This window comes from Mesorhizobium sp. M5C.F.Ca.IN.020.29.1.1, from assembly GCF_003997375.1.
GTDB classification, from domain to species: Bacteria; Pseudomonadota; Alphaproteobacteria; order Rhizobiales; family Rhizobiaceae; genus Mesorhizobium; species Mesorhizobium wenxiniae.
The window spans coordinates 1-4392 of sequence record NZ_RZSW01000526.1; the positions used below are offsets into that span (position 1 = coordinate 1).

At 61.4% G+C, this 4392-nt stretch carries 6 protein-coding genes; 3 read left to right on the plus strand and 3 right to left on the minus strand.

The genetic code is table 11. From position 1 onward, the window contains the following. The 3 genes from EOA85_RS39400 to lptF form a co-directional block, all read right to left on the minus strand. Nucleotides 1–192, minus strand: a 192-nt coding sequence (locus tag EOA85_RS39400) for a hypothetical protein (RefSeq protein ID WP_245486106.1), incomplete at its 3' end; no start/stop codon positions are given. Continuing rightward, nucleotides 192–1274 (minus strand): LPS export ABC transporter permease LptG, encoded by a 1083-nt coding sequence (lptG, locus tag EOA85_RS28810; protein ID WP_127212019.1) that lies wholly within the window; start codon nt 1272–1274, stop codon nt 192–194. The genes lptG and EOA85_RS39400, both read right to left, overlap by 1 nt. Before the next feature lie 16 nt (nt 1275–1290). Further along, entirely contained in the window at nt 1291–2493 is a 1203-nt protein-coding gene (gene lptF / locus EOA85_RS28815) for an LPS export ABC transporter permease LptF (protein ID WP_127212020.1), read from the minus strand. On the opposite strand from lptF, the gene EOA85_RS28820 reads away from it, so the two are divergent. The 3 genes from EOA85_RS28820 to EOA85_RS28830 all read left to right on the plus strand — a co-directional run. Further along, a complete protein-coding gene (locus EOA85_RS28820) occupies nt 2492–2830 on the plus strand; it encodes a hypothetical protein (protein ID WP_127212021.1) in 339 nt (112 codons plus the stop codon). The genes lptF and EOA85_RS28820 overlap by 2 nt on opposite strands. Nucleotides 2831–2893: 63 nt before the next feature. Continuing rightward, the gene (locus tag EOA85_RS28825) at nt 2894–3394 is read left to right on the plus strand and encodes an NAD(P)-binding domain-containing protein (protein WP_127212022.1); all 501 of its coding nucleotides are present in this window, start codon (nt 2894–2896) and stop codon (nt 3392–3394) included. Between the two features lie 54 nt (nt 3395–3448). Further along, the coding region (locus EOA85_RS28830; RefSeq protein ID WP_281033794.1) for a M17 family peptidase N-terminal domain-containing protein at nt 3449–4392 on the plus strand (944 nt) is incomplete at its 3' end.

Below are 4392 nucleotides of genomic sequence, written 5' to 3' on the forward strand. Positions count from 1 at the left end.
GTCATAGACCAGCGTATCTGCCGCCAGCAGCATTTGCGAGCCGGCGGGCACGTCGGCTGCCATGTCGCTGATATCCTGGGCAAAAGCCGGGATGCTCGGGACGACACAAGCGAGCAGGCATGCCAAGGCGCTTGCCCCATAGAGGCGCGCCAAACCGGCCTGCCTATGGATGCGCAAAACCGCCCCCCTCACTAGCCGTCTTCCTTGTACAGCAAGAAAGTCACCCCGAAGAACATAGCCACGACAACCGGAACCCATGCAGCCACGACTGTGGGTACGAATCCCGCCACGCCGAATGCCTTGACCAGCACCGTCACGACATAAAGCAGAAACCCGGCCAGGACGCCACCCAGAATCATCGTCCCGGATTGTCCCATCCTCGCAAATCGCATCGACACCGTTGCGGCGATCAGCGTCATTGCGACGAGAAGGAACGGCAGCGCCACCAGCGAATCGAACTGCATGGCAAAGGCATTTGCCTTGAGGCCGAAGGAGCGGGCAACCTCGATCTTGCCGGGCAGATCGTAGAAAGGGATGGTTTCCGGGCGCGCCAGCCGCTCTTGCACGAATTCGGGCTTGAGATTGGTCGGCACCCTGTCGCTTGCCGCCGATTGGATATTGCCGTCCCGGAAAACCTTGACGTCCTGCAGTTCCCAGTAGCCATTCCGCAAAAAGGCGTGCGCCGCGTCCTTGCGTTCGACGATGTCGCCTTGCGGGTTGAGGACGAAGAAGACGGCATCGGCCATCTCCAGGCCCTGATTGAGAATGGCGCGCGCGCCGATGATGGTATCGCCGGAACTGGTCTTCTGCCGGATCCAGGGCTCGGCGTCGGCCGAGACGGTGTTCGACTTGCCGGAGCGGAGCTGGGTTTCGATTTTTTCGGACCAGGAAAACGCATGCGCGGCTATCGGATTGATGACGCCGACCGACAACACCCCGAACAGCAGCGCCCCGATGCAGCACGGCAGCAGGAATTGCCAGGCGGACACGCCGGCGGAACGCGCGATGACCAGTTCATACCTGCGATTGAGCGAGACCAGTGTCGCCATCGCCGAGAACAGGCCGACGAACGGCACCGTCTGCAGCATGATCATCGGGATCCGCAACCCTGAAATGGCGAACGCCGTGCCGTAGGTGAAACCCGGCAAGCCGGTCGTGCGGCCGGAAAGTTCGGTGAAGTCGATCAGGAACACAAGCGCCAGCAGGCCGATGAAGAACCAGATGGTGATCGTCACGTAGCGGAAGAAGAAGTATCTACCCAGAGTCCAGCCCATTAGCGTATCCAGCCCATTAGCCGGCCCCTTGGCCAGAAGCGCCGCGCCTGGCGAAGCGGAGCTTCAGGGCGCTCCAGCCGTCACTGAAGCGGCCGGCGAAATTCGTCATCCAGTCGGCCCAGGCGACCGGCAGTTCCATGGTCCGGTTGGAGACGATGAACCATGTCGCGACCACGGACGCCACGATAGGAACGCCGTAGACCATATAGGCGTATTGCGGAACGTTGTCGGCCTTGCCGGCGGCAAAGAAACCGAGCCAGCGCACGAAAAGCGCAATCGCGATCGACGTGATCAGCGGATGAATGCGCGCCTCGCGATGGGAACGCGCGTCTCCCGCGACCGCAAGCGCGATCAGCGCGAAGACGAGTGAATAGGACCATTCGGAAAAACGCTGGTTGAGTTCGGCCAGGTACTTGTTCGGCTTTTTCTGGAACACCTTGTCGTTCGGACTGGGATTGAGCAGGTACTGGGTCGTCCGGTCCTTCGGCAAAAGCAATACGTCCGATGAGGCCGACATGAAGGCGGACAGGTCGAAGGCATAGGAGGTGAACCGGATGACCGAAAGATCGCCGGCCAGCGTTTCGCGATGGATGACGCCGTCATTCATCATCAGCACTTTCTCGTCGCCGTTTTCGATGATGGCGCCGGTCTTGGCATAGTAGATGAGGTTGGCGCCTTCTTCGCGCGAATCGGCGACGAAGATGCCGCCGAGACGGTTGTCCGGAAGCCGCTCGCCAATCTGCAGGAACAGGCCGTCGTCGATCTTGCGGAAGGTGCCTTCCTGGATGATCAGCGACAACAGATCGGCGCGCGACGACGCCACCAGCTCGCGATTTTTCTGTCGTGCATAGGGATCGACGCCGTTGTCGACGGCAAACGAAAAGACGCTGGCCGCCAGCGCCAGGAACATGATCGGCCTGACGATGGTCCAGCGCGAAGCGCCCGCTGCGTTCAAGACGGCAAGCTCAGAATCGGAATTCATCGCGCTCAGTGTCTGAGCGACCGCGACCACCAGGGCGAAAGGCACGACGATCGGGACGATCGACGGAATGATGAGCGCAGCGACCTCGAAGAAGGTCAGCACCGACTGCCCGCTGTCGGTGACGAGGTCGATGCGGGCGAGCACCTGCGTCGTCCACACGATCGCCAGCGTCCAGATGAGCGCTGCCAAGAAGACCGCCAACGCACGACGCATGATGTAGCGTTCAACGACCTTCATGAAGGCTTTTCTCGATTTTGCCGAACGGCATCATGCCTCCAGACAAGGTAGTCGCCCGGCGACGCCTGTACAACCGGTCCGTTGGCGGTTCGATCTGGTTTCCGTCCCACATCGATATTTCCGGTGGGCCGAAGTGTCGGCGGCAATGGATAAGAAAGGGCGAACATCAATGGTTAACAACACGTTGCGGCAGGAAAGCGGGGCCGTGCCGCGACGAATCGCCATCGATTCCATCCGCCATATGGGATCGGATTCCGGCAAAGTCTTGCCAAATGCCGGAAAACGACCAAATGTCGCGCCGATCACCGGTTATGGCCGCCGTGGCTGCGACAGGTAGAGGCATGGAAGCAGAAGTAACAGAATTGCGCAGCCAAACCGGCCAGATTTTTCACGGTGCGTCGTGATCGGCGCCGGCGCAGCGGGGCTGGCCGCCGCCCATGCGCTGATAAAGGCCGGCGTACCGATACTTGTCCTGGAAAAGGAAAGCCGGCTTGCCGAACTCTGGTATCGGCGGCACGAACGGTTGCATCTCAACTCGTATCGCGATCTCTCGACACCGCCTGGCGTCGACTATCCCGCAGGCACACCCGCTTTTCCCCACAAAAACGCCGTCGTCCGCCATCTGAACGAGTTCAGCCAGGCGCATGGTCTGCCGGTCCGGCTTGGCGTCGCCGTCGAGGAGATCGCGTTCAACGGCGATTACTGGACCGGTAAGACCAGTGCCGGGCGAGGCCGATTCGAATTTGCCCGGCCTGTGGTTTACCGGCTTGCGGCCAGGCATTCGCGGTTGCTTCGCCAATGCCCGAATTCAGGCCAACGCAATTACGCAGCAGATCGTCAGGCAGGGGCGATGATTCAAAATTGGGGTGGTGCTTCCGGTCGGAAACAGCCAAATAGCTAGTTTCATCAAGGCACTCTCCCAAAAACCCAACGCCGTTCCCGAAAGCAGGACATGATGACTTCGAGACCTTCGATCGCCTTCGCCAAATTCGCAGCGCCTAAAAAGGGCAGTGTCTTCGTGCTGGCGGCCAACGATGGCGGTCTCGGCGACGCGGCAAAGGCTTGCGATCCGGCAAAGACGCTGGAGCGGGCGTTCCCGGTGGCCGACTTTTCCGGCAAATTTGCCGGCCTGGTCGAAGTGCTGGCACCCGAGGGCACATCGCTCGACCGGCTGGTGGCGGTCGGCGCCGGCAAGGTCTCGGGGCTCGACGATCATGCCTGGCTCAAGCTTGGCGGTACGATCACTACATCCTTTCGCAAGGCGACGGAGGTGGCCGTCGTGCTCGACCTGCCCGGTGCTGACGTCGGCGGCAGACAAGCGGCACAGCTTGCCGCTGGCATTCTTCTGCGCAGCTATGCTTTCGACAAGTACAAGACGAAAAAGGACAATGGCGACAGCCAGCGCGACGGCAAGGCGACCGAGCCTAAAAAGCCGGTCAAGGTGACCATCCACACCACCGATCCGGCGGCGGCGAAAAAGGCCTTTGCCGACGAGGTGGCGGTGATCGACGGGGTGCTCCTGGCGCGCGATCTGGTCAACGAACCGGCCAATGTACTCGGGCCGGTGGAATTCGCCGCCCGCGTCAACGAACTGGAAGCGCTCGGCGTCACGGTCGAGATCCTGGTCGAGAAGGAGATGAAGAAGCTCGGCATGGGCGCGCTGCTCGGCGTCGCGCAAGGCTCGCCGCGTGGAGCCCGCCTGGCCATCATGCGATGGAACGGCGGCAAGGCCAAGGACAGCCCGATTGCTTTCGTCGGCAAGGGCGTCACCTTCGACACCGGCGGCAATTCGATAAAGACGGCCTCCGGAATGGAGGACATGAAGGGCGATATGGGCGGCGCTGCCGCGGTCACCGGGCTGATGCACGCGCTGGCCGCCCGCAAGGCCAAGGCCAATGT